Raw genomic sequence first — 22,331 nt, 5'->3', positions numbered from 1 at the left:
CACGCGCAGTTCTGGGTGATTGCCGGGCGGTCGCGTACTCACTACCGTCGAGGTAGGTGCAGAGCTCCAGCAACAAGGACCGGCTAGCTGGACGGCAACCCTTCATGCCGATGGGGTGCCCCGGAATCACACCTGGCGATACGCGCGGTGCGTGTCGCAAGCGGCAGTCGCCACGAGAACCGTCAGTCGGGTGCTGACGGTTTCTGCGGTCGGCACTGTGCGCTCCCGAGTAGTTCTCGAACAGGAGTATGCGCCGATGACCTCCACCCCCTCTTCTCATCTTGCTCCGTTGCATCTCGCCGTAGCGCTGGACGGTGCCGGTTGGCACCCAGCGGCCTGGCGAGAGCCGCACTCGCGCCCGAGTGAGCTGTTCAGCGCGTCGTATTGGACTGACGTGGTGACGACCGCCGAGCGTGGTCTGCTCGATTTCGTCACCATCGAGGACAGTCTCTCGGTGCCGGCCAACCCACTCGAGCCTGTCGACGACGCGGTTGACCGGGTGCGCGCTCGGCTCGACGCACATCTCGTGGCCGCCCGACTGGCACCGATCACGAGCAACATCGGGTTGATCCCGACTATCACCACCATTCACACCGAACCGTTCCACGTGTCCAAAGCCGTTGCCACGCTGGACTACACCTCGCGCGGTCGCGCCGGGTGGCAGGTGAAGGTGTCGGCGTCGGAATCCGAGGCAGCACAGTTCGGGCGCCGCGACATCCCAGCGCTCACCGATGCCGACCGTCAGTCGATCGTTTCAGGCGTCCTCCCGGACTTCGTGCGCGCGCTGTTCGACGAAGCTGCGGAGGCAGCCGACGTCGTCCGGAGACTCTGGGACAGTTGGGAGGACGACGCCGAGATCCGTGATGTGGAGCAGCGCCGATTCATCGACCGGGACAAGCTGCACTACATCGACTTCGAGGGAAAGTACCTCTCGGTCCGTGGACCGTCGGTGACTCCGCGCCCGCCGCAGGGGCATCCCGTCGTTACCGCGTTGGCACATCAGCGGGTCGCGTACGAACTGGCGGCGCGGACGGCCGATCTGGTGTTCGTGACGCCGTTCGACGAGGAGCAGGTCACGGCAATCCTGGGTGAAGTGCGAGCAGCCGAAGAACACGTGCAGCGCACCGGCGAACCTCTTCGGGTCTTCACCGACATCGTCGTCTTCTTCGATACGCCGGAAGAAACCGGAAAGGAACGGCTCGCTCGCCTCGACGCGCAGGCCGGCGCCGAATACCGTTCGGACGCACTGACCTTCACCGGCTCTGCTGCGGAGTTGGCGGATCTTGTTCTCCGGTGGCAGCAGTTGGGAATCGACGGCTTCCGTTTGCGGCCGGGCGTTGTCGTGGACGACCTCGACGCCATCGCAGGTGAGCTGGTGCCTGAATTGCAGCGACGCAACGTATTCCGCACCGAATATCCGCAGGCGAATCTTCGCGGACTCCTTGGTCTACCCATCGACGTTCCCAACCGCTACGCCGCCGGTACTCCGGCCGCCTGACAGACGAGGAATAGATTCTCATGAGTTCTCAGAAGCGTAAGCAGGTCATCCTGGGTGCCTACCTCGGCGGCGTCAACCATCACACTGCGTGGTGGGATCCGCAGGCGGGCAGCCAGATAGAGTTCGATTCTTTCGAGCACACCGCTCGAACCGCCGAGCGTGGGAAGTTCGACTTCTTCTTCCTCGCCGAAGGCCTCGCCCTTCGTGAGCGTGCGGGACAGATTTTCGACCAAGACATCATCGGTAGGCCGGACACCTTCACGGTCCTTGCATCGTTGGCGGCGGTAACCGAACACCTCGGATTGGCCGGCACTATCAATGCCACGTTCAACGAGCCGTACGAACTGGCCCGCCAATTCGCGACGCTCGATCAGTTGTCCGGAGGGCGTGCCGCCTGGAACGTCGTCACCTCGTTCGACGCATTCACCGGCCAGAACTTTCGCCGCGGCGGATACCTCGACCGCGCGCAACGATACGAGCGTGCGGAGGAGACCGTAGCGCTGGTGCGTGAACTGTGGGATTCGTGGCGAAGCGACGACATCGTGGCAGACAAGGCATCAGGGCGCTTTCTCGCGCGACCGGATGCCGGTGAATTCGCTTTTCATGGATCACATTTCGACGTGAACGGCCGATTCACAGTGCCGCGTAGCCCGCAAGGGCGCCCGGTTATTCTGCAGGCCGGGGTGTCGCCGCAGGGGCGCGATTTTGCTGCCGGCAATGCCGACGCGATCTTCTCACCGTACGGTCAGTTGCCCGAGGCGGCCGATTTCTATCGCGATATCAAAGCACGTGCCGTCGCGGCCGGACGTGACCCGGGTGACATCAAGATCCTGCCGTCGGCGAGTTTTGTTCTCGGCACCTCGGAGGCAGATGCGATCGAGAAATACCGAGAGATTCGCGACCAGCAGGTCACCGGCCAGACCGCTTTGGTTCTGCTCGAACAGATCTGGAATCTCGATCTGTCGAAGTACGACCCCGACGGACCACTACCCGACATCGCTCCGGACCCCGAGGCTCCGCCGATCATCCAGGGGCGCGCCTTCATTCACCAGGATCGTTTCGCGACCGTGGCAAAACTGCGCACGGTCGCCGAGAGCAAGAAGTTGAATCTGCGCGAAGTGGTGATCGATCAGTTCGAGCGTGGACCGATCGTGGGTACACCGCAGCAGGTTGCCGAGAAAATAGATTCGTTTGTCAGCAACGACGGTTCGGACGGATTCATCCTCGGGTCGCACCTCGTGCCGACCGGCCTCGACGAGTTCGTCGACGACGTGGTGCCGCTGTTGCAGGATCGAGGTGTCCTCCGCAGTGACTACGAAGGAACGACGTTGCGTGACAATCTCGGACTGCCCATTCCGGTGCAACGGGAGCACGTGACAGCACGCTGATCGACCGAAGTGGCGAGGGCCCAGCCGAAATCGGCTGGGCCCTCGTTTCGTCTAGGCTTCCCAGGGAGCAGGGATGGGGTAGTAGCTCTCCAGAAACTCCGTGATCTTGCGTGTGCGAAGTTCCAGATCGATCTCCGGAGCGCTGCCGTCGTTGAGGCAGAAGAAGTCCATGGAGCGCTTGGCGAGCAGTGAGTCCATGTCGCGCAAACCGGCCTTGACCGTCGTATCGACGTATTTGACGGCTGCGGACTTCTGCACCACCGACCGTCCACTCATGAGCGTGTAGTAGTGGTACAGCGAATTGGTCACCGAGATATTGGAACTCGCGCGAAAGGTGCTTGCTGCAGTGGCCGCGAAGTCTTCGGCGAACTCGCGTTCCATCTCGGCCATCACGCTCTTGCGTAGTGGCGTCGCTGCGTGCTCCAGATGTCTGGTGGTCATCAGACCGAAGCGGTCCTGCAGCAGACGGCGGTTGACGCGGGCCGCATTCTCGAACCCGCTGCGGTCGTTGTCGTTGTGTCCCAATCCGATTCTGGTGTCGGCCTCGATGAACATGCTGATCCCACCGGGGGAGAAGAACATGTCAGGGCCGACGGGGCGACCGAAGAACATGTCGTCATTGGAGTAGAGGAAATGCTCTGCCAGACCCGGAATATGGTGCAGCTGGCACTCGACAGCTTGAGAATTGTGGGTGGGCAACACACTTGGATCGGCGAAGAACTTTTCGCTGGGCATGAACGTGACTCGCGGATCGTCGGCAAGCCAGTCCGGACGATCGGAATCGGTTGCGACGAAGATCCGCCGGATCCACGGCGCGTACATGTGGATAGATCTAAGTGCGTATTTGAGCTCGTCGATCTGACGGAAGCGCGCTTCTGATTCGTCGCCCTCGCCGACGATGTAGTTCTGCATGCGCTTGGCGCGCTGAGCCTGAAACTCTTTGGAAGAACCGTCGACCCAGGAAAAGACAAGATCGATATCGAAGCTGATATCGGAGGCATGATCGGCGAACATGTTCTCGATGGTCGGCCAGATCCGGCCGAATCGCTCGACGGTTCCTCGGACAGCTTCTTCGGGGAGGACGGTTCGTCGTGTCAGTGAGTTCTCGACGGGTAGGACGATTTCTTCGTCGGAAATCGACCACAATTCGATCTGAACGCCGATGTTCGCGCCGTAGTTCATACCGCTTGCGACGTGAACCCTCGGACGGAACAAGCGGAAGATCCGTGACTTGTTGGTTTTCGACAGGGCACCGTCCGCGACAAGGAGCGCTGGACTCTTCTTCGCGTCGACGGTTTTGGAATAGAAGGGTGCGTTGGCGCATCCCTCGACAAGTGCCTGCCGCAGGTTCTTGCGTTCCGTCCAGCTGACCGCGATGACCGGGCGCTCGTCGTTTCCGCGGACGAGTAGATACTCGATTCCTGCGGCGTCGAGGATGTCGCGGATGAAGAGGAGATCTTCGACCATCGCTTCGAGCGGCGTGGTGGTCGTGATCGCGAGGGCAAAACGATTCTTGAATCGGACGGTCTCGGGTAGCTCGCCCATCCGTGCGCGTGACGCGGCCGACGCCGGCTCCACAGGATTGGGGCTGTCCTGCTCCGGAGGTACGAAGTAGATGTCGTGCGGAGCGGGAGATTCTGTAATGGGATGCCTTCCGATTCTGATCCAGCTGTGTATCTGTCGCCCCCGACGCTGCGAGAGCGTGGTGGCGACGAGCTCAGTCTATGCCGTCGGCGCCGAAAGTCGGACATGAGTGACGGGGATGGGTAGCGCGGGGCGAGTCGGGTACCCCGAGGACCGAAGCGAGAGTGAAGGAGGAGAACCGATGCGTGTGAAAGCGATGGTCGGAACAGGCGCGATGGCGGTTGCGCTGGCCGCCGGCCCAGTTGCGACAGCGTCTGCGGAGCGAACCGAGGCAGCGGGGTCGGAGGGTTCACCGGAGATGCTGACCTGCGAGGTTGTCTTCGATGCACTCGAAGACATGAGCCCGGAATGGACGGAAGAGTGGATCGATCAGGTCGAAGACTGGTGTGAGGCGATCACCGGCGAAGAAGACTGACCGTCAGCCGCGCGAGATCACTCGTCGCGACAGTCGCCACCGCCCGTCTTCGAGTTCGAACTCGTCCGCGTAGCTCCCGACGCCGCTGAGTTCGGGCGACGTGGCTGTGTCGACGTAGAACGTCCACACCGCATCCGCGCGGGCTGTCGTTTCCGAGGTCACGTCCACGGCGATCGCCGTGGTGACGTGGCGTGTGAATGTGCCCGGGCCTTGTATGCCGGCGGCTCGACGCTCGACTACTCCAGCAGCAATTTCTTCGCGGCCACGTCGTACCTGTGCGGGGATACCGCGATCGGGGTTGGCCGGCATGTTCCATTCGGCCTCGCGGGTGAACTGCTCCACGTAATCCTCGACCGAGCCGGTATCGGCAAGATGCGCGATGCGAGCGAGCGTTGAACGAATCTGTTCGGCAGGGCCCTCGGGTTGCATGCTGTCCTCCGTAGACGTGGGTGCGGCAGATCGCACGCTACAGCTCATGACGACAACGACGACGGCCTCGTCCCAGTGAGCGGCAAAATTCTCCGGCGAGGGAGCGGCGAACTTTGAGATCAACTCGAGTTCAACCGTATTCGAGCCCGCAGCGTAAATGATTGAGTGTTCACAGTAGGCAGCGCCATGACGACTGCCGCGCCCGTAGGCTTGACCGACTCACAGGAGATCGCCATGTCCGTCACCGAACTCGAACGTGTCACCCAGACCCCGGAGCAGATCTACGCTGCCGGCGGAATCACTGTCCACAAGGTCGGTGAGCTGATCGGCGCCCGCATCGACGGCGTACACCTCTCGGGGGATCTGTCCGAAGAGACCGCCTACGCGATCAACTATGCGCTGGCAGCGCACAAGGTTGTGTTCTTCCGTGGGCAGCATCATCTCGACGACACGTCGCAGTACGAATTCGCCGGAACCCTCGGCACCCAGACCACCCCGCATCCGACGGTGAAGTCCAGGGGCGACAAGCTGTTGGTGCTCGACCGAGCCGCCAACAGTTGGCACACGGACGTGACGTTTGTCGACCGCATCCCGAAAGCCTCGATTCTGCGAGCGACGACCATTCCCGAGTACGGCGGAGCGACCACGTGGGCGTCGACCACCGCCGCGTACGACCAACTGCCGTCTTCACTCAAGGTCTTGGTCGAGAATTTGCGGGCCGTTCACACCAATGCCTACGACTATGCCGAGGTTGTCGATCAGGCGAACCCGGTAGACGCGCAGCGCCAGGCCTACTACGCCGAATTCACCCGTGAGATCTACGAGACCGAACATTCGGTGGTGCGTATCCATCCGGCGACGGGGGAGAAGACCCTCCTGCTCGGTCACTTCTTCAAGGAGTTCGTCGGGCTCAAGCCGTCGGAGTCGGTAGCTCTTTACCAGATCCTGCAGGCACGAATCATCAAGTTGGAAAACACTGTTCGATGGAACTGGTCGGCCGGCGACCTGGCGATCTGGGACAACCAGGCGACTCAGCATTACGGTATCGCCGACTACGGGACTCAGGCGCGCAGTGTGCACCGAGTGACATTGGCCGGCGACGTCCCCGTCGACGTCCACGGCGAGCAGAGTCGAATCCTCCAGGGTGACGCCGCGGAGTATTCGATCATCGCGGACATCGATCGGCTTCCCGGCTTCGCCGCGAACTGATCAGTCGTGCTGCGGGTGATCCGGCGGGAACATCTGTCCCCATGAGTGACTGCACGCTCGGCACGTCCATTCCGGGGTGTCCGGTCCCACGACGCAGCCAGTTACGGCGAGCCACGGTAGGTGATCGAACGGATGGACCGGCATCCCCGGTGCACACTGAGCGGTTCTGTGTGCACCGCAGAGTGGGCACGACGGATTCTTCGCCAGCATGTAGTCGATGAAGTTGGTGTGCCCAGACGTGGCCATCCTTCCGGTGCACTTGCGGCACAGGACGGCTGGGTAGTCGTCACCAGGTTCAGCCTGCCTGAAGATCCGTGATGCGGAATGAAAGTGAAGGCGATCGCTGCTGTTGAACTTTCGCAACGGCATCGGTGAGCTGCAACCTGTGCAGTTGCCCCGCTCGTTCATCAACGTTCGGGCGTGGGCAGCTGTGGACGTCGGATCCAGCGTGTCGATGTCGCCGAAGTAGTGCGCATAGTGTGACTGGCCGGCCGTGAGAATCCGGTCGGCCAGTGCGTCGTCGACCGGCCCAGGATCCGTGGGAAACGTGATGGACCATCGTTGTTCGAGTTCTGGAACGGTGGGCAAACCGTGGAGTTCGTACGGGCGTTCATCGACTTCCATCGGCGACGTGCCGTCGAAGGGCGCAGCCACGGTCTCGATGCAGAGCAGCGTGCGAGGAGTGGTATCGAGAACCGTGACCAGCAGGTCACCGATGGCCATCTTTCCGTGCATGATCCAGGGATCGACACGGGCTCGGGGTTCGAGAAACGCGACCACGGCATCGATCCATGGCGTGCCGAGTGCGATGAATACGTGCTGACCGGAGCTCCGCGTGATCATCGGACGATTCTCGCAAGGGCTGCCGACAGCGTCAGGCTTTGACCACCTTGCGCCCGAGCAGCGATGCAACCAGTCCGTCGACGAAGGTCGCTTGCCGTCCGAGGGGATCGGAATCCGCTGCCGCGACGCTGCCGATCGAAATCGATCTCGTCAGGCCGGTCTCGCTGATGAATTCGGCGGCGAGGTGCGCTTCTCGGAATGTGAGGCCGCCCAGATGTGTCGTGTCGTCGACTCCGAGAACACGTCCGTCGATGATGTCCATGTCGAAATGGACGTGGACGCCGTTCACACCCTGGCCCGCCGCGGCGAGGACGCGAGGCATCAAGGCCGCCATGCCATGGCGATCGATCTCGTCGATCGTCACCAGCAATACCCCGTACTCGTCGAGTGCGCGCTTGTGATCGACCGTGGCGTTCTTGACGCCCACCAAGACGGTGTTCTCCAAACTGGGGCCGTGCAGATCCGCCGCCGACGACAGCAATTGTTCGATGTCACCGTGTGAAGCGAAAATGATTGCACCCAAATCGGTTCCAGGTTCGGTGGCGATCGGAATTCTGGTGTTCTGCCAGGCTTCGGCAGTGAGCCACAGCGGCAGCGTTGTGAGATCCGCAGCGGCATTCTCTGCTTGAATGCAGTCGAAACCGATTCCGGACATGTCCTCACGTAGACCGTGATCGAGGAGATGGCTTGCCAGGCCGGTAGTTTCGAGGTCGATCAATTCGACGGTCGCATTGGCATCGATCGGTTCGGTGCCCAGAACGTATCGCTTTTCGACGTAGGGCGATGTCATCGCCATCAAGAGCGCGCCGTAATCGATCGTGAAGTCGACGGTGCCACCCAGTCGGTATTCGTCACCTGTTTCTCCGGCGTCGACGAGGAGGTGATCGCTACTGGCGCTGATCACCTTCAGGCGCGGATCGATCGGGGTCAAGCCTTCCGGCGAGATGTCTTCGCGGCCGATGGACAAGATCAGGCGTCGGCTCGGCTTGTCCTCGTTGTCGAAGACGGGGCGTCGGCCGAATGCGTCTTCGCCTGAGACTCCATACGGCCGCGACGGCTTGACCTTGGCCTCGATGATGTCCGCGGTGAGAGTGAAGGCATCGTTGTTCAGCAGTTCGTACAGTCCGGGGGAGTAGGTGATTCGGCCAGAACAATGCTGGCGCCCAAACGCAGATGGTTGATCCCCTCGGGCATCGTGCCCGTCTCGAGTAGTGGCAGCGAGAACGTATTGCCGCCGGAAACGATCGGCAGTTCGATCGAGAACCGCTTCGTGATTTCGTCGGCTAGGTAGACCAGATTCGACAGGTTGTCGACGGTCGGCTGGATGCCACCGACGCACGCGAGGTTCGCGCCGATTCCGATCAGTCTGATGCCCTCGATGGGAAGGATTTCAGCGACTACGTCCAACGCCTCCGCCGGCAGGATTCCTTCGCGGAGATCTCCGAGGTCGATCATCAGCACGATGTCGTGGACGACTCCTCGCGTCCGTGCTGCTCTGCCCAGAGCAACAATCGTCGTCAACTCGGAATTGAGGCTGATGTCCGCGTAGCGGATCGTGTCGTCGATCTCGTTGAGCGACGGTGCGCGGATCAGCATCAGGGGAACGGTGATGCCGTCGCGGCGAATGCGGGCCAGGTTGTCCAGGCGGGAGTCGGCGATCTGCGCGACGCCGCCGCGGACCATTGCTCGCGCCACCTTGGGGGAGCCACATGTAGATTTGCCGACGCCCGCCACCGCAATACCCTTGGCATTGGACGCTTCGACGAGGACGCGCGCATTCTGTTCGATACGACGCAGGTCGACGGTGATGGTCGGTCCGGTCATGATCTCCCCGTTTTCTCCGAAGGTGGTTCACGATCCGGGCATTCCAGACCGGACGGTTGGCGTGAGCTGGGCAACTTTGCTCCAACTGTTGTGTCGCAGGACACTTACGTGCAGTATGAGGATACAACAGTTTCCTACCAGGCACTCTAGAGGAGCGTCGATGGCTACTCTCGTCAAACACGTACTTCGGCGCAAGCCGGCTTTGCAGATAGACCAGGAGACCGGCGCAGATACCAACGGCGGTGAGCTGACCCGCAGTATCGGTTTGGCGCAGTTGTCCATGTTCGGCATCGGCGCCACGATCGGCACCGGTATCTTCTTCGTCCTCTCGCAGGCAGTCCCGGTTGCGGGTCCGGCAGTCATCATCTCCTTCGTTGTTGCCGGTGTCGTCGCGGGACTCACAGCGATTTGTTACGCGGAGTTGGCCGGAGCTGTCCCGGCGTCGGGCTCGTCGTATTCCTACGCTTACGCGACGCTCGGAGAGCTTCCGGCCATGGCCGTCGGCGCGTGTCTGCTTCTCGAGTACGGAGTCTCGGCCGCGGCGGTGTCCGTCGGATGGTCGCAATATTTGAACCAGCTACTGGGCAACCTCTTCGGGTTCCAGATTCCCGACGCATTGTCACAAGCGCCGGAGCAGGGCGGCATCATCAATCTGCCCGCAGTGATCCTGGTGTGCCTGTGCGGTGTTCTGCTCATCCGCGGCGCCAGTGAATCGGCCAAGGCCAACGCCATCATGGTCTCGATCAAACTCGCAATTCTGCTGCTCTTCATCGTGGTCGGCATCGCCGGATGGAACAGCAATCACTTCGCCGACTTCGCACCGTTCGGATTCAGTGGCGTCATGTCCGCCGCCGGAATCATCTTCTTCTCGTACATCGGCCTCGACGCTGTGTCCACTGCCGGCGAAGAAGTGAAGAACCCTCGTCGCAATCTCCCTCTCGCGATCCTCATTGCGCTCGTGTCCGTCACCGCGATCTACATCGCCGTTGTCGCCGTCGCGATCGGTGCACAGGATTCCGCATCGTTCGAAGGTCAGGAAGCCGGACTGTCCGCGATCCTCGAACAGGTGACCGGATCTACCTGGCCGGGAACACTTCTGGCCGCCGGTGCGGTGATCTCGATCTGCAGCGTCACGCTCGTGGTCATCTACGGTCAGACCCGCATCCTGTTCGCGATGTCACGCGACGGCATGATTCCGTCGATCTTCCACAAGGTGAACCCGCGGACTCTGACGCCGGTGCCCAACACCATCATCGTCTGCGTCGTCATCAGCATTCTGGCCGGTTTCATTCCGATCAACTTCCTCGCCGAAATGACCAGCATCGGAACCCTGGTGGCGTTCCTCGTGGTTTCGGTCGGGGTCATCATCCTGCGGCGCAGTGACCCGGACCTGCCGCGCAGCTTCAAAGTTCCCGGCTATCCGGTGACACCGATCCTCTCGATCCTGGGCTGCCTGTGGATCATCAAGGACCTCCGAACCGTCACGATCTACGTGTTCCTTGTCTGGGTGACCGTCGCGATCATCTGGTACTTCGCCTACGGTATGAAGCACTCGCGCCTCGGTGCGAAGAACCGCGCCGAATTGGGATCGGAGTCCGAGTCATGACGCTGCTCGCGGGATACGCACCCGACGGTGACAGTTCCGGAACCGTCCATCTGGCAACGCTGTTGGCGCGCTCGTCCGGTGAACCGTTGGTGATCTGCGCGGTGATTCCCTCGCCGCCACCGCCCGGAATGGCGCGTGTCGACGCCGAATACCACCAGCAGTTACGAGCCGAAGCCGAAGCGGCACTGGCGAAAGCGCGGGCAGACATGCCCTCCGATGTCGACGTGACCTATGTCGTGCATGAGGCTCAGTCGACGTCGAGTGGCCTGCTCGATCTCGTTCACGAGCACGAAGCCAAGATGATCGTCCTGGATTCGTCTACGGCCGGGGTGTTCGGTCACGTGGCTCTCGGCAGTGTCACCTCACGCTTGCTGCACAGCTCCGACGTTCCGGTCGCCCTGGCGCCGAGGGGATTTCGAACCAAGCCCGGTGAGGTGGTTCGCCGCGTCACCGCCGCATACTCGGGCACACCCGATCAAGACGATCTGGTGCTCGCCGCCGCGACCGTGGCTGCGCGTGTCGATGCCGGACTCAGACTGGCGGCGTTTGCAGTTCGTGCGAACGCGCAGTACACGACCACACTCGGGACCGAGGGGGATTCACGGATCATCTCCGAGTGGGCCGAGGTGGTCGAGCGTGAGACCAACGCTGCCTTCGAGCGGGTGCGTGCACTGCCCGAAATACCCGACGTCATGGAATCGGTTATCAGCCATGGTCGTAACTGGGCCGAGGCGCTCGAGGGCGTCGAGTGGGACCGAGGTGACGTTCTGACAGTCGGCTCGAGCAAGGCAGGTCCACTGGCCCGGGTCTTCCTCGGCAGTCGGGCAGCGAAGATCGTGCGGTACTCACCGGTTCCGGTGGTGGTGGTCCCGCGATCGGCGTCGACCCGAATAGTCGATCAGGCCGAAGCGGAATAGAGATCAGGGCCGACAAGCGGAGTGCTTGTCGGCCCTGATCTTTCAGATCGAGCGGGAGAAGAGCGCGGGCTCGGAGCCGGGAACCTGAGAGACCTGCTCTCGGGCAACCAGATGGCGCAGGTGAGCTGCACCCTCGGACAACGCCATCGTCTTTCCCATCGGGGAGATCTCGGCCCACGGCTTGTACCACTTCATCTTTGCCGCGACGTCCCACACGGTGAGCTTGTCGTCGGCGAACTCCTGGAGCAGGTGATCGAGTCGCTCCTGGTGATGCTCGATCAGCTCACCGGCGCGACCTCCGACGTCGTCGATCGGAATGCCGTGAGCGCCGAGACCGCGGGTGATGTTCATGTTCTGCACTCGTGCGAGCGAGTCGAGGAAATCGGCGAGGGCGTCGCGTTCGTCGAGGGGGTACACGAAGTTGCCGACGTGCGGTGTTGTCTTCTGCAGGACGTGGTCGCCGGTGAACATGATGTCGGCGTCGTCGAGGTAGAAGCAGACGTGACCAGGCGTGTGGCCGGGGGTGTAGACAACGCGGAGGCCGCGGCCGGTGAGTGCGATGATCTCGTCGTCGACGAGAAGGCGGTCGGGAGCGGACTCGGGGCCCACGGGAGACTCACCCGCGGCAGCCAGTCGGAAGGCATCACGGTCAGCTGCGGGCGCTCCGGCACGTTCCATGTTGTCGAGCTGGTACGCCATCCACTCCTCGTTACGCGCAGTGGCCATCTGATCGAACAGGTAGTGGTCGTCCTCGTGCATGGCGATCCAAGCGCCGGATGCCTCGCGGACCCGTCCGCACAGTCCGGTGTGGTCCGGATGGAAGTGCGTGACCACGACGCCCTCGATGTCGGTCACCGAATGCCCGATCTCGGCGAGCCCCGCGTTGAGGCCCTGCCAGCCGTTGTCGTCACCCCAGCCAGCGTCGACCAAGATCAGTCCGCCGGGGGATTCCATGGCGTAGACGAGCGTGTGCCCGAGCGGGTTGTCCGTGATCGGGACAGGAATCTGGAATATGCCATCACCGATGGCCGCCGCACCGTTCATAACAAGTACCTCTTAACGATAAGGGAACGCACTCTTAGTACTTCATGTTTACCGTGCGCTCGTTTGGTTGGTGACACAGGTCCTGCCTGGCGGGAGTTCGGCATGTTTTCGGGCGACTTCGGATCGGGGAGAGTTTTATTGACCGAATAGTGCCATTGATTCGAAAGTAGTTGTTGAATAGGGTTTTTCGTGATCTCGTCGTGTCAGGGGCGTCCTCGGATGGCGGATCCGTCGACGAGTCGCGCACTAGCCTCCGAGGGACAGGCGCGCTGTGCGGTTATCGAGAAAGACGGGTCATGCGTTTTCAGGTTCTGGACATCATTTTCAACCCACCCCATCCAGTGACCGGCGAGGAAGTTGCCCCGTCCGATCGGCTCAACCGCGTCGTCGAACTGGCCGTTCTCGCCGAAGAACTGGGTATCGATTCGTTCTCGGTGGGTGAGCGCCATGCCGGGCCGGTTCTTTCGTCGGCGCCAACCGTCGTTTTGGGGGCGATTGCGCAGGCCACGGACAGAATCCTGCTGTCGACAGGTGTCACCGTCCTGTCGCTACTCGACCCGATCCGAGTCGCCGAAGATTTCGGAACCATCGATCAACTCAGCCGGGGACGCCTCGAGATCGTGATCGGCAAGGGCAACGAGGTTCTTCAATACCCGCTCCTCGGTCTGGACATCACCAAGCAGTACGAGTACCTCACCGAGAACTACGAACTCCTCAAACTGCTGATCAGCGAGGAAAACGTCAAGTGGGTGGGAACGCACCGGCCTTCGCTCGAGGACGCGACGACGTTACCGCGTCCTTTCGACGGCCCGTTCCGTATCTGGCACGGATCGGCTACCTCGTTCGAGGCCGTCGAACTCGCGGCGAAGTGGGGCGACCCCATCGTCACCGCCAACGCCTTCCAGCCTCGTGAGAACTACAAAGTGCTGATCGACCACTACCGCGAGCAGTACCTGGCGTACGGGCACGACCCGTCCAAGGCGTACGTCGGATCGGGTTCGGGCGGATTGTTCCTCGCCGACACGACCGAACAAGCGATCGAAGAGTTCCGTCCGATCTACGAAGGCGCCGTTGCGCAGGCCGACAAACGCAAGCACGATCCCAAAGCTGTCGGAAAGTCGACGAGTTTCCGGACCATCGAAGAGGCCGTCGATCGCGGGCCGGCGTTGGTCGGGTCGTCTGAGCGAGTCGCCGAGAAGATCCTCGATTACCACCAGAGCTACGGCCACGATTTCCAATCGGTGTCGGTCAATCACGTGCTCGACTTCGAGCAGCAGAAGGACACTTTGCGCTGCTTTGCGGAAGAGGTCATCCCGCTGGTGAAGGCGGAACTGTCGACGACGCTGTGGACCTCGGCCGACAAAGATCGGGCGAAGGGTTTCACCGCCGTCGACTGAGCGGAGAAGTCTGACTGTCGGGTAAGCGGGTCCGGCGCTGCGACCGCTCACGAGCTGCAGTAACTTGTTACCGACATCGCGGTCGGTTTTGACCGCAATGAAGGTATCCGTGAGTGGGAGTAGTGCGTTGACGTTGGGTGTGAACTCGCTTCCCGCGAACGAGCTGAGTCAGACGCTGTGGGTCGATCTGTTTCCTTGGCTGGACGACTACGTATCCGATCGTGCTGCGCTGCTCGAGCCGCTGGCACCGTCACCTGATTGGTGGTTCAGCGAAGCGCCGTCGTTCACTGTTCTCGAGGTCGATCTCGAGAAGGTTCTCTCCGAGCTGGCGTCCCTCTACATCGCTCACCACGCGGCAGCGGTATTAAGAGCGAGCTTTCCGCTACTTGGTGAAGATCTCCCGCTGGAGGTGTTGAGTCTCGATACTCGCGCAGTGACTGCACTGTCTCGGCTCACCACCGACAAAGCAATCGGCGGACTGCTGATGCACACGACCGCTGAGATCTTCGGCGTGCGCGGAACGAGCGAACAGACGGTGCACGACATAGTGCTCAACCTGTTGGTCTGTGCGGTCATGACGACTCCGCTCGCCCGCGTCGAGGCCAATGAGGAAGCAGGTGCCCCACCCGCGATCACAGCGCTGCTCGACGATCTCGCTCAGCTTGCTATGTGGCGACTGGTCCGAGGTCAGGACAGCAGACCACTCGTCACCGTCGAGATCGACGACGAATCTCCGGCCTCGATTCAGGAAGTTGCCGCCCGGATCTCGGCTCTGACGCCGAACGACTTGCCCGACACGGACCGTACCGACGCGATGGACGAGATCGACAATCTCTTCTCGCAGCTGGATGAGCGGGAGTCGTTGGTGTTGCGTGAGCGGATCGTGGCGCGAGTTCCGCAGCGCAGGGGAGCGATCGGAGCCAAGCTCGGTGTGGGCTCGGGGCGAGTCGGGCAGATCGAGGCTGACGTGAAAGCCAAACTCAACGCGGCGTGCGGATTCGGGACGGCGGTGGGGAACCTGCTTGCCAGCCTGCGGGTCGAGATTCAGCCGGTAGCTTCGCTTGATCGCCTCCTCGACGTGCATCCGAGCATCGCGGCGGAGGTGCCTGGTTACGGAGTTCCGCTGTGGTTGGTTCTGGACCGTCTCGACGACTACTTCGAGGTGACTGACGGTTGGGCTGCCGCTCCGGGCGTCGCGGAGGCCAAGAAGCGGACTCAGACCTTGCTCGAGGACTTTGAGTCCCCGAACGGTGTGGTTGCACTCGACGACGTCGCCGAAGTGGTGTCGATGTCACGCGGCGAACTGGAGAAGTGGCTTGCGTGGTGCGGCGTTGTCGTTGTGGCGGAGTCTGCGCTGACGCGTGCGCGTCGGATCTCCGATCTGGCAGTCGGCGCGCTCGAAGCCGTCGGATCGCCGAAGTCCGTCGTCGAGCTAGTGGACTTACTGAAGTCCGATCGCAGTGAGCGGTCGATCGAGCGCGCGCTCGAGGCCGACGATCGCGTGGCGCTCGACGGCGCAGTGTGGCGGCTGCACGCCTGGGGAAGCGCGGATTCCGTTGGGGAGGAACCGGTTTCTTCGGGAGAGGCTGAAGAAGCCAGTGAGTTCAACATTGGTGGTGACGGGATAGTCCGGCGCAAGCGGACACGCAACACTGCGAAGACGCCAGAGTTGACTCGCCGCCTGTACCGGTCAGGTAGTACGTGGCGGTATCGACTGACTGTGACCGCAGATCATCTGCGGGGCTCCGGATTTGCTGTACCCGCCGGTGTTGCAGTCGCTGCCGGCTGTGTGCGCGGTGAGACCATCGAGTTGGAGAGCCACCTCGGCGTTCAAGCAGTTCGGTGGACCGGAGCGCAGCCGACGTTCGGCACTATCCGCCGATTCCTGCGTGAACTCTCCGCTGTGGAGGGCGAAGACGTGTTGCTCGAGCTGTGGCAAGACGGAACCTTCCGCGTGGTCCGACCGGCGATCGTTCACTCTGACATCGACCCACTACGTCAGGCACTTGCAGAGGTTGGCAATCGCGAGCCATTGCGAACTGCCGAGAGACATGTGGTGCGGATTCTCGCCGAAGCCGTGTGTCTGGACGGCGAAGACCGTCCACGAAAGATACTGCGCGCGTACGAAGATCGTGGTGAAGACGTGGTTTTGGACTTCCTGGAGGCGGCATGGAGGCGCGGCGAAGCATCCGAAATCGACGAGGTAGAGGGTAAGGATGCATCCCATGACTGACGTCGCGGACACTCGCATAGTGGGCACCAAGATCCTTGCTGCGGACGAGTCCCTCGCCGGCGCCATCGGCTTGCACCACACCATCGCGACAGCGCTCGCCGATCTGATCGACAACAGCCTCGACGCCGAGGCCTCCCACGTGCTGATCAGGTTCGTTCAGGACGGCACACGGATCGTGTCGATGATGGTGATCGACAACGGCTCCGGCATGGACAGTGACACCATTGATTCCGCGATGACCTACGGCCGCCGACGCGACTATGCCGCCGGGGACCTGGGTCATTTCGGTGTAGGGATGAAGGCGGCGTCGTTGAGTCAGGCTCGGTTGCTCCGAGTGTGGTCTCGAAAGTCCGGGCACCCGACGCAGGGCCGCGAGATCGACTCGGCCTCAGTGCAGGGGCGTCAGTCAGTTTCGGTGATCGAGGACCGGCAAGCCGAAGAATTCTTCGACGCAGTCACGCCCCGCTTTCCCTTCGACACCGGAACTGTTGTCGAATGGCGCGGCATCACAACATTTCTCATGTCCGCGCACGCGGACGAGCAGACCAGCTGGCTCGAACAGACCATCAACGACGTGCGCAGTCACCTCGGCGTCGTATTTCACCGTCTCATCGAATCCGGCCGGATCGCTCTGACTGTGGATGTCTTCGACGTCGAAGCGGGACGCGCCGGCGCGCTGCGCACAGTCAGTGCCATCGACCCGTTCCGGTATCCGCGCACCGGCGACCCCAACTACCCTCGGACACTTACCGTGTCGATCGCCGGTGCCACAGTAACCGCCGAAGCTCACATGTGGCCCGCCCGGAGCAATGCACCGGAATTTCGCATCCACGGCGCCCCCGGCCGCGACCAGCAGGGGCTCTACTTCTATCGGCACGATCGACTCCTGCAGATCGGCGGCTGGAACGCGATAGTGCGGGGCCGACCGGACTACGGATTGGCACGAATTGCTGTCGATCTGAACGATTCTCTGCTGCAGCACATCACCATCAATCCCGAGAAATCGGGGGTGACGCTCGACGCCACTGCGTCGGCTGCCGTCGACGGGGCCGTCTTCACGGATTGCAACGGTGGATTCCGTTCGTATCTGACCGATGCCGAGCGCGTCGTGCGGGCAGCCCGAAGTTCTGCACCTCGGCCGATCAGCGTCATCGAGCCGGCATCCGGCTTTCCGGAAGACGTGCTCGATTCCTTCAGCGACGCCTTCGAATTCAGCGTCGGTGATGATCCTGTTGCTGTGGGTTGGCGAGCCTTGGCGCGTGATCAGTTCTTCGAAGTTGACCTCAAGACTCGGACTTTGTGGATCAATGCGCGTTTTCGGCGTGATCTGCTCGGACGTCGCAGTCTCGACCCGGCTGATGCTCCGGTGCTCAAGACGCTTGTCTTCCTGTTGGTGAGTGAGATGTTCGAAGGAACGAGAATCGGCGCTCGTCAGAGGGAAAAGATGCAGGCGTGGCAGGAAGTGTTGATTTCCGCAGTGGCAGCGCACCGGGAGCAGGTAGTGCAGTGAGTGATGAAGTATTCCGTGCGGTTGCACGTGAACTCGGTGACGGGTTTCCGCCCGAGAACGTGCTGTACCCGGTCAACGCGCGCCTGCGAGCGAGCTATCCGGACGGCCTGACCATCGCGGACATCATCGATGTGTTCCTCGACGACAGTGCTGTCGGTGTACGAACGGCGCTCACCTCGCGTCTCCGGCAGTGGGATGCGGAAAGTGTTGAGACGTGGGTGGGCTCGACTGTTCCGCAGAGCCCGGAACGGCGAGCTCGGATCTACGACTTGTTGGGATTGCCGGTCGACGCCCACGCCGAGATGGATGCGCACTTCCCTCGCGAAGGTGGGCCGGTTGTCATTGCTGCTCAGCAGCCGTGGGACCCCTGGTACACCTCCGAGCGCCGGCGCGAGCACGACTTCTATTGGCGCGCTTACAAGCGAGTTCTAGCCGACAAGAACTGGGACGAGGCGACAATCGGAAAGCTGGACATTGCAACGACTGAAGTTGTGCACCGGCTTGCGGATCCGACGCGGCCCGAGCCGTATCAGTCCAAAGGTTTGGTGGTCGGCTACGTCCAGAGCGGGAAGACGGCGAATTTCAGTGGCGTCGTGGCCAAGGCGATCGACGCTGGGTACCGCTTGGTCATCGTTCTGACCGGCACTATCGAGATTCTCCGGAGCCAGACTCAGCGACGCCTCGACATGGAATTGGTCGGTCGTCAAAACATCAGTGCCGGTGTGGACGACGACTACGCCAACGACGAGGACTGGCGGGACGGGAGCTTTCTCGAACACGAAATCGATCCGAACAAGACCAATGAAATCCCGGCTATCCGTCGGCTCACCACCTCGACCTTTGACTACAAGAGTCTGCTCGCGGGCTTGAGCGCACTGCACTTCGAAACCGTGGATCACTCTCTTCCACTCAATGATCCGAAGAATCTGTACCCGAGCAATATTCGTATCGCGGTCGTGAAGAAGAACGTCTCCAGCCTCAAGAAGCTGGTGGCCGATCTGAAGAAAGTCCCGACCGAGCTCGATCAGATCCCGGCTCTGATCATCGACGACGAAGCCGATCAGGCATCGGTGAACACGATCGATCCGAAGAAGATGAAAACCGAGCAGGTCGAGCGGACGGCGATCAACGGTCAGATTGCTGAGATCCTCGGTCTACTCGAGCGTGCCCAGTACATCGGTTACACCGCAACACCTTTTGCCAATGTGTTTGTCGATCCGGAAGACAGCGTCAACGTCTTTCCTTCGGACTTCATCGTCAGTCTCGAGCGGCCCGGCCCGTACATGGGTGGTGCGGACTTCCACGATCTCGACGATCTCGAAGACGACGACAAGACTCCGGCCAATTCGAACCAGAAAGCGTACGTACGGGATCTCCGGGCCGAGTGCGACGAGGATCGTTCTGCCGAACAATTGCGGGCTCTCGACTCGTTTGTCCTGACCGGGGCGATCAAGCTTTTCCGGGAATCGAAGGGCGTCAAGCCGTATCGGCACCACACGATGTTGGTGCACGAATCGGTGAAGCAGGCCGAGCATGACGCCGTAGCCGACGACTTCAAGGCCTTGTGGAAATCGGCCGGATACAGCCAGGCCAAGAGTCTTTCCCGGCTGGACAAGCTCTGGGCCGAAGACTTTGCGGTGGTGAGTGCGGCTCGGGGCAGTGAACTGGAGAATCCTGGTTCGTTTGCCGAGTTGGAGGAGTTCATCGGCGCCGCCTACGACAAGATTTCCGAGGGAGCCAGCCCCGTCATCGTGGTCAACGGGGCTGCCGAGAAGGACTACAAACAGGATTCCCTCGACTTCCAGGAACGGGGAGTATGGAAGATCCTTGTCGGCGGAACAAAGCTGAGTCGCGGCTTCACAGTCGAGGGCCTGACCATCACTTATTACACGCGTCGAACGGGCCAAGCTGACACGTTGATGCAGATGGGACGCTGGTTCGGATTCCGCCCCGGGTACCGAGACTTGGTGCGCCTGTTCATCGGCCGCACGGTTGGCGGACCCGCCGGCGCGGACTACGACATGTACAAGGCGTTCGAGGCGATCGTTCGGGACGAGCAGGAGTTCCGGAACGAGCTCACTCGGTTCAGCGGCGTGAACGAGAAGGGCGAACCGTGGGTCACTCCACGCGATGTGCCGCCGATGGTGTTTCAGCAGCTGCCGTGGCTGAGGCCAACGGCTCGAAACAAGATGTTCAACGCCGATCTGGTTTATCGAGGCATGGGCGGTGAAAGTTTCAGCTTCACGATGCAGCCCCCGCGAGGCGACGGTTCGATCAACGCTCGGCACTTCGACGCGGTTGCACCATTATTGAAGTCGTTGGGCGAAACAGGGTCCTTCAATTTCGTTGACAAGGATGATGTTTCGCGATCGTTCACTGCGCGATACGGCATTGTCCCTGCCCATGTGGTGTTGGAGGCCGTCGACCAGTTCGAGTGGGCGAACGGGTGGGATTTCGGTCCCCACCGCGAAGCGCTTTCGACCGCAATCGAATCCGGATTGCTCGAGGATTTTGCAGTTCTGCTGCCGTACCCCAAGACCCGGGAGCCGATCGAGATCAAGGGTTGGCACGAGAAACTTCCGATCGTCAATCGCAAGCGTCAGGAACGCGAGTACCGAACAGGTTTCACCGGTACGGCCGTCCGTGAGCGCGATGCGATCGAGCACATTGCGGGCAGCCCGAAGAAGAACGGTGGACCGCTTGCGGGTGCTCTTCATCGGAAGACTCGCGGTGCATTGATTCTGGTATTGGCGAACGATCCGGCTCCTCGTCAGTTGAAGCGGGCACAGGCTGGTCCCGTGGACTCGCGCGATTTTGCGACGTTGTTCTCGTACGCGCTTCCGCACGCGGCGGAGCCGTTGGGGCGAATCGGTTTTCGGGTGAAGCAGTCGGGGACAGGGGCGATCGTCGATGCGAACTAGGTGTGTTGTGGTGGGAGACAGGAATGGGTTCTGATGGCTAAGACGATTGCGACGATCAACCTCAAGGGCGGCGTCGGTAAGACGACGATCACCGCGGGGTTGGCCGAGTTCATGTCGCTCGAATTCGGTCAGCGCGTGCTGCTGATCGACCTCGATGCGCAGATCAATCTCACGACGATGATGATCAGCGAGGATCACTGGCTCGAACTCAACAAGCAAGGACTGACCAGCGCAACCATTTTCCGTGACGCTGTCGATGGCACGTCGAACTTCGATCTCGAAGCTTCGATTCAGCGCGGAGTCTCGCCGGTCAAGCGAGTGACGGGTGTGGATCTGCTTCCCTCATCTCTCGATTTGATCGAGCTGCAGGAGGAGATCAGTGCCCTTCGGGTTGCTGATCGGAACTCCACCAAGCCGGTTGAATTGTTGAGGGATGCCGTCGCCCCGGTGATGCCGTACTACGACTACGTTCTGATCGATTGCCCGCCGAATCTCGGGCCGATCACACTCAACGGATTGGCCATGGCTGACGGCTATGTGATCCCCACGATCCCAGATGTGCTCTCCACGTACGGCATTCCGCAGATCCAGACGCACATCGCGAAGTTCGGCAAAGAACTCGGCCGTGAACTCTTCGAACTCGGGTTGGTGATCACCAAATACAAGTCCAACTCGGCGGTGCACCGCACTACTGTGCGGAACCTTCGGCGCGATCCGAACGTCCCACACGTGTTGCCGGAATACCTCGCGGAGTCGAATCAGATTGCGGCGTCGGCGGAGTTTCACCCGTACAGCACTTTGAAAGTGAAGTACGGCAACGCAGGTCAGTTCGATCAGATGCGTGCGATCACGCAGAACATTCTCACGGAAGCGCAGGCGAAGCTATGAGTGCGGGTATCGATGAAGCGCGTCGACGGGTGCAGGTGCAGGAGACCGGTGCTGCGCTCCTGAAGTTGGGCGCAACCAATGCCTCGGCATCGGTGTTGCTGGCCAAACTGGTTCAGGTAGTTGCAGAGGAAGCTGCCCGTACCCCGAGGTTCGCGAAGGCAATTGAGAACGCTTTCGCAGTTCCGTCCGATGGATCCGCCGCTGCGGTACCTGCTTCTGCGCCGGCGCCGCGTCGTCGTGCTGCGGGTCCGAAGGTGAAACGGGAGCCGGGGGCTTTCGACCCGTTCGAGGTCTTCAAGCTTGATGGGGAAGAGGCTCTCTTGGAGCGTCTTTCGGCCCTCGATGCCGACGGGATCAAGGACATCATCGCGGAGCAGGAAATGGATACGCACAAGGAGACGGGTCGCAAGCGCAAAGTGGATGTGCTTGCGATCTGGACTGTCGAGCGGGTGAAGACTCTTACCTCGAAGGGGAGTGCGTTCAGGTAGGGGCTGGTGACGCCTTGACTCTCTGGCCGATTCAGAATCCCCACCGACTGCAAACTTCTCCGGTTATGTACCCATCG

General features: G+C 61.4%; 18 protein-coding genes and 1 riboswitch. Of the genes, 12 read left to right on the top strand and 6 right to left on the bottom strand.

What is annotated here, in order from left to right; translation table 11 throughout:
• Window positions 1-55: 55 nt before the first annotated feature.
• Window positions 56-169: riboswitch (SAM riboswitch) on the top strand.
• Complete coding sequence (locus tag EHW12_RS20165; protein WP_042447973.1) at window positions 152-1,498, top strand: LLM class flavin-dependent oxidoreductase; 1,347 nt, start codon at window positions 152-154, stop codon at window positions 1,496-1,498. (Overlaps the previous riboswitch by 18 nt.)
• A gap of 20 nt (window positions 1,499-1,518) precedes the next feature.
• Complete coding sequence (locus EHW12_RS20160) at window positions 1,519-2,886, top strand: NtaA/DmoA family FMN-dependent monooxygenase (protein WP_042447970.1); 1,368 nt, start codon at window positions 1,519-1,521, stop codon at window positions 2,884-2,886.
• A gap of 51 nt (window positions 2,887-2,937) precedes the next feature.
• On the opposite strand, the gene EHW12_RS20155 is transcribed toward EHW12_RS20160, so the two are convergent.
• Window positions 2,938-4,431, bottom strand: coding sequence for a stealth family protein (locus EHW12_RS20155; protein WP_020970156.1), 1,494 nt, complete (start codon window positions 4,429-4,431; stop codon window positions 2,938-2,940).
• Between the two features lie 280 nt (window positions 4,432-4,711).
• Here EHW12_RS20155 and EHW12_RS20150 point away from each other — a divergent pair, with 280 nt between their 5' ends.
• Window positions 4,712-4,945 carry a hypothetical protein gene (locus EHW12_RS20150; RefSeq protein WP_042447967.1) on the top strand — a complete coding sequence of 78 codons (234 nt, stop codon included), beginning with the start codon at window positions 4,712-4,714 and terminating at the stop codon, window positions 4,943-4,945.
• Window positions 4,946-4,948: 3 nt separating this feature from the next.
• Here the strand turns inward: EHW12_RS20150 and EHW12_RS20145 are convergent, their stop codons facing one another.
• Window positions 4,949-5,497, bottom strand: a complete 549-nt coding sequence (locus tag EHW12_RS20145; protein WP_230793352.1) for a nuclear transport factor 2 family protein — start codon at window positions 5,495-5,497, stop codon at window positions 4,949-4,951.
• A gap of 111 nt (window positions 5,498-5,608) precedes the next feature.
• Here EHW12_RS20145 and EHW12_RS20140 point away from each other — a divergent pair, with 111 nt between their 5' ends.
• A complete protein-coding gene (locus tag EHW12_RS20140; protein ID WP_125051581.1) occupies window positions 5,609-6,583 on the top strand; it encodes a TauD/TfdA family dioxygenase in 975 nt (324 codons plus the stop codon).
• On the opposite strand, the gene EHW12_RS20135 is transcribed toward EHW12_RS20140, so the two are convergent.
• The 3 genes from EHW12_RS20135 to EHW12_RS35400 all read right to left on the bottom strand — a co-directional run bounded on the left by EHW12_RS20135 (window position 6,584) and on the right by EHW12_RS35400 (window position 9,250).
• On the bottom strand, window positions 6,584-7,426 hold the full coding sequence (locus EHW12_RS20135; RefSeq protein WP_042447964.1) for a hypothetical protein: 843 nt from the start codon (window positions 7,424-7,426) through the stop codon (window positions 6,584-6,586).
• A 31-nt stretch (window positions 7,427-7,457) separates the two neighbouring features.
• Window positions 7,458-8,393, bottom strand: a complete 936-nt coding sequence (locus EHW12_RS35405; RefSeq protein ID WP_241199012.1) for an arginase family protein — start codon at window positions 8,391-8,393, stop codon at window positions 7,458-7,460.
• 140 nt (window positions 8,394-8,533) lie between these two features.
• Window positions 8,534-9,250 (bottom strand): alanine racemase, encoded by a 717-nt coding sequence (locus EHW12_RS35400; protein WP_241199011.1) that lies wholly within the window; start codon window positions 9,248-9,250, stop codon window positions 8,534-8,536.
• 160 nt (window positions 9,251-9,410) lie between these two features.
• Here EHW12_RS35400 and EHW12_RS20125 point away from each other — a divergent pair, with 160 nt between their 5' ends.
• Both EHW12_RS20125 and EHW12_RS20120 read left to right on the top strand, forming a co-directional pair.
• Entirely contained in the window at window positions 9,411-10,856 is a 1,446-nt protein-coding gene (locus EHW12_RS20125; RefSeq protein WP_007729264.1) for an amino acid permease, read from the top strand.
• Entirely contained in the window at window positions 10,853-11,773 is a 921-nt protein-coding gene (locus tag EHW12_RS20120) for a universal stress protein (protein WP_125051579.1), read from the top strand. Before EHW12_RS20125 ends, EHW12_RS20120 begins: the two co-directional genes overlap by 4 nt.
• Before the next feature lie 42 nt (window positions 11,774-11,815).
• On the opposite strand, the gene EHW12_RS20115 is transcribed toward EHW12_RS20120, so the two are convergent.
• On the bottom strand, window positions 11,816-12,817 hold the full coding sequence (locus EHW12_RS20115) for an MBL fold metallo-hydrolase (RefSeq protein WP_125051577.1): 1,002 nt from the start codon (window positions 12,815-12,817) through the stop codon (window positions 11,816-11,818).
• Window positions 12,818-13,113: 296 nt separating this feature from the next.
• On the opposite strand from EHW12_RS20115, the gene EHW12_RS20110 reads away from it, so the two are divergent.
• The 6 genes from EHW12_RS20110 to EHW12_RS20085 all read left to right on the top strand — a co-directional run bounded on the left by EHW12_RS20110 (window position 13,114) and on the right by EHW12_RS20085 (window position 22,254).
• Entirely contained in the window at window positions 13,114-14,214 is a 1,101-nt protein-coding gene (locus tag EHW12_RS20110; protein WP_063316922.1) for an LLM class flavin-dependent oxidoreductase, read from the top strand.
• Between the two features lie 109 nt (window positions 14,215-14,323).
• Complete coding sequence (locus EHW12_RS20105; protein WP_241199010.1) at window positions 14,324-16,447, top strand: hypothetical protein; 2,124 nt, start codon at window positions 14,324-14,326, stop codon at window positions 16,445-16,447.
• On the top strand, window positions 16,440-17,957 hold the full coding sequence (locus EHW12_RS20100) for an ATP-binding protein (protein WP_007729274.1): 1,518 nt from the start codon (window positions 16,440-16,442) through the stop codon (window positions 17,955-17,957). Before EHW12_RS20105 ends, EHW12_RS20100 begins: the two co-directional genes overlap by 8 nt.
• Window positions 17,954-20,878, top strand: coding sequence for a Z1 domain-containing protein (locus EHW12_RS20095; protein ID WP_125051575.1), 2,925 nt, complete (start codon window positions 17,954-17,956; stop codon window positions 20,876-20,878). Before EHW12_RS20100 ends, EHW12_RS20095 begins: the two co-directional genes overlap by 4 nt.
• Before the next feature lie 33 nt (window positions 20,879-20,911).
• Window positions 20,912-21,766 carry a ParA family protein gene (locus EHW12_RS20090; RefSeq protein ID WP_003940667.1) on the top strand — a complete coding sequence of 285 codons (855 nt, stop codon included), beginning with the start codon at window positions 20,912-20,914 and terminating at the stop codon, window positions 21,764-21,766.
• A complete protein-coding gene (locus EHW12_RS20085) occupies window positions 21,763-22,254 on the top strand; it encodes a hypothetical protein (protein ID WP_125051573.1) in 492 nt (163 codons plus the stop codon). Before EHW12_RS20090 ends, EHW12_RS20085 begins: the two co-directional genes overlap by 4 nt.
• Window positions 22,255-22,331: the final 77 nt, after the last annotated feature.

The organism is Rhodococcus sp. NJ-530 (assembly GCF_003860625.1).
Lineage (GTDB): Bacteria > Actinomycetota > Actinomycetes > Mycobacteriales > Mycobacteriaceae > Rhodococcus_F > Rhodococcus_F qingshengii.
This window is presented reverse-complemented; position numbering and strand designations above follow the sequence as displayed.

What these genes read in the sequence shown, in the direction of transcription:
- EHW12_RS20160 (WP_042447970.1), top strand. Translation starts at nt 1,519, where the DNA reads ATGAGTTCTCAGAAGCGTAAGCAGGTCATCCTGGGTGCCTACCTCGGC.
- EHW12_RS20155 (WP_020970156.1), bottom strand. Translation starts at nt 4,431, where the DNA reads ATGGGCGAGCTACCCGAGACCGTCCGATTCAAGAATCGTTTTGCCCTC.
- EHW12_RS20150 (WP_042447967.1), top strand. Translation starts at nt 4,712, where the DNA reads ATGCGTGTGAAAGCGATGGTCGGAACAGGCGCGATGGCGGTTGCGCTG.
- EHW12_RS20140 (WP_125051581.1), top strand. Translation starts at nt 5,609, where the DNA reads ATGTCCGTCACCGAACTCGAACGTGTCACCCAGACCCCGGAGCAGATC.
- EHW12_RS20135 (WP_042447964.1), bottom strand. Translation starts at nt 7,426, where the DNA reads ATGATCACGCGGAGCTCCGGTCAGCACGTATTCATCGCACTCGGCACG.
- EHW12_RS35400 (WP_241199011.1), bottom strand. Translation starts at nt 9,250, where the DNA reads ATGACCGGACCGACCATCACCGTCGACCTGCGTCGTATCGAACAGAAT.
- EHW12_RS20125 (WP_007729264.1), top strand. Translation starts at nt 9,411, where the DNA reads ATGGCTACTCTCGTCAAACACGTACTTCGGCGCAAGCCGGCTTTGCAG.
- EHW12_RS20120 (WP_125051579.1), top strand. Translation starts at nt 10,853, where the DNA reads ATGACGCTGCTCGCGGGATACGCACCCGACGGTGACAGTTCCGGAACC.
- EHW12_RS20115 (WP_125051577.1), bottom strand. Translation starts at nt 12,817, where the DNA reads ATGAACGGTGCGGCGGCCATCGGTGATGGCATATTCCAGATTCCTGTC.
- EHW12_RS20110 (WP_063316922.1), top strand. Translation starts at nt 13,114, where the DNA reads ATGCGTTTTCAGGTTCTGGACATCATTTTCAACCCACCCCATCCAGTG.
- EHW12_RS20100 (WP_007729274.1), top strand. Translation starts at nt 16,440, where the DNA reads ATGACTGACGTCGCGGACACTCGCATAGTGGGCACCAAGATCCTTGCT.
- EHW12_RS20090 (WP_003940667.1), top strand. Translation starts at nt 20,912, where the DNA reads ATGGCTAAGACGATTGCGACGATCAACCTCAAGGGCGGCGTCGGTAAG.
- EHW12_RS20085 (WP_125051573.1), top strand. Translation starts at nt 21,763, where the DNA reads ATGAGTGCGGGTATCGATGAAGCGCGTCGACGGGTGCAGGTGCAGGAG.